2 protein-coding genes are annotated in these 2,230 nt (G+C 67.3%); one reads left to right on the top strand and one right to left on the bottom strand.

Going from position 1 to position 2,230, the window contains the following annotated elements; genetic code table 11:
* Nucleotides 1-276 precede the first annotated feature (276 nt).
* Complete coding sequence (locus ACE3SS_RS15555) at nt 277-1,323, top strand: IS110 family transposase (protein ID WP_374595507.1); 1,047 nt, start codon at nt 277-279, stop codon at nt 1,321-1,323.
* 376 nt (nt 1,324-1,699) lie between these two features.
* Here ACE3SS_RS15555 and ACE3SS_RS15550 read toward each other — a convergent pair.
* The coding region (locus tag ACE3SS_RS15550) for an SDR family oxidoreductase (RefSeq protein WP_374595505.1) at nt 1,700-2,230 on the bottom strand (531 nt) is incomplete at its 5' end.

Below are 2,230 nucleotides of genomic sequence, written 5' to 3'. Positions count from 1 at the left end.
TGGTTCAGCAAAGGGCCGTGCGGGCCGGCTGCGGCGCGCCTATGAAGCGGCGAGGAGCACAGGGCTTGCGGCCCGCGCGCGTACTCGCGCGCTTCGTCTTCATGCTTGCCGCGGGTGATTGAACGGAGCGAGCGCAGCTCGCGCAGTGAGATGGTATGGACGCCTCCCGCCGCATCCCCGAGGCCGGAGCGCGTCGGTTGGGTGGGGCCTCGCATCTGACGGCATCGAGTGCCAAAGTGGAAGCTCTATCCAACCACTGACGAAGGAGGCCCCGCCATGAATGCTACGACGTACGCCGTGGACATCGCAAAGAGCGTCTTCCACGTGCACTGGGTCGAACCCGAGACCGGCGAGATCCACAACCGCAAGCTGAGCCGCGCCAAGTTCAGCGCCTTCATCGCCCAACGCCAGCCCGGGCGCATCGTGATGGAGGCCTGCGGCAGCGCGCACTACTGGGGGCGTACCTTCATGGCGCTGGGCCACCAGGTCGAGCTCTTGCCCGCCTTCGAGGTGCACAAGCGTGTGATCGGCAACAAGGACGACTGCGCCGACGCGGCCGCGATCTGGCTGACCGCGCAGTCGGCCACGGTGCGGCGCGTGCCGGTCAAGACCGTCCAGCAGCAAGCCGACCTGACGGTGCATCGAGTCCGCTCTCAACTGGTGCGCGAGCGCACCGCGCGCGTCAACGCGCTGCGCGGGCTGCTCTACGAGTTCGGGGTGGTCATGCCCAAGGGACGGCGGCTGGGGTTGCGCTGGCTGGCCGACAATCGCGCTCAGATCGAGCAGCGATTGCCCGAGCGGATGCAGCGCTTGGTGCAGCTGCAACTCGACACGCTGCGCCAGCTCGATGAGCACATCGAGGTGCTGGAGGCCGAGGTCAAGGAGATGGTGAGCACCAGCGAGCTGGCCAGGCGCCTGATCAAGGTTCCGGGCCTGGGCTGCCTCAGTGCCAGCGCGGGGGCCAGTCTCGTGGGCGACGCATCGGGATGGCGCAACGCACGCCAGTTCGCCTGCTGCCTGGGGTTGGAGCCCAGCCACGTCGGCACCGGCGGCAAGGTGCGCATGGGACCCATCAGCAAACGCGGCGATGCGTACCTGCGAACGCTGCTGATCCACGGCGCACGCAACCTCGTGCGCACGGCCGCCCCATCGCAGTGGATCGCCAGGATGCTCGAGCGTCGACCGTTCAACGTCGTGGCCACCGCGGTCGCTCACAAGCTGGCCCGCATCATGTGGGCGATGGCCGCGCACGGACGCGAATACGATCCGAACTGGCTATCCCAAGCGCCACACGCCAAGGCGGCAAGCACCGCCGCGGCGTAGGCATCCAAGGAATCGAATGGCACAAACTGCCTGAACGAGTGCGCGTGCGAGACGACGAGACGATGGCGTAGCGGTCAGACCGTGGGCTGGTAATGCTGGGCGAAACTCAGGGCGACTTCGGTCGAGCCCGTCAGTGAGATGAGCACCAGCCTCGCGACTCACCATCATGGCCAGCAGCGCAGGCTGCGTACAAAGGCCGGATATAAGGGGTGCAATGAACCCGCCGCGTCGCAAGCTCAACAGCTCGCTTGCCACAAGGGAGGCGTCCATATAAGTTCCGCGGCGGGGCCGCGAGACCGAGCACCGCAGCGGAGCCGGTGCAGCCGGCCGCTTCATCGAAGCGCCGCAGCCGGCCTGCGTGGCCCTTTGCCGCCCGTCAGTCAACGAAGAAGTCGGGAATGAAATCGCGGTTGCCCGGCGTCACCGAGTAGCGATCGAAGTCGGTCACGCCGTGCTGCACCAGCAGCGCGTCGTCGATGAAGAAGTTGCCGGTGGTGGTCTTCGCGTCGCTGGTCAGGATGTGCCAGGCCGCGTCGGCCAGGATCTCCGGCGTGCGGCACTTGCCCACGTCCACGCCCGGAATCATCTGCAGCGCCGCGGTGGCGATGGCGGTGCGCGGCCACAGGCTGTTGACGGCGATGCCGAACTTGCGGAACTCGCCCGCATGACCCAGCGTGCATTCGCTCATGCCGTACTTGGCCATGGTGTAGGCCACGTGCGGCGCGAACCAGTGCTCGCGCATCGACAAGGGCGGCGACATGTTCAGCACGTGCGGGTTGCGCCCGGCGCGCGCCGACGCGATCAGCTGCGGCAGGCAGGCCTGCGTGCACAGGTAGGTGCCGCGCACGTTGACGCCGAACATCAGGTCGAAGCGTTTCATGGGCGTGGCATCGGTCGGCGTCAGGCT

The sequence above is a fragment of the Aquabacterium sp. genome, assembly GCF_041915145.1.
Classification (GTDB): Bacteria; Pseudomonadota; Gammaproteobacteria; order Burkholderiales; family Burkholderiaceae_C; genus Aquabacterium.
Note: the sequence above shows the minus strand (reverse complement) of the source record. Positions and strands in the feature narration are given on the sequence as shown.

What these genes read in the sequence shown, in the direction of transcription:
- ACE3SS_RS15555 (WP_374595507.1), top strand. Translation starts at nt 277, where the DNA reads ATGAATGCTACGACGTACGCCGTGGACATCGCAAAGAGCGTCTTCCAC.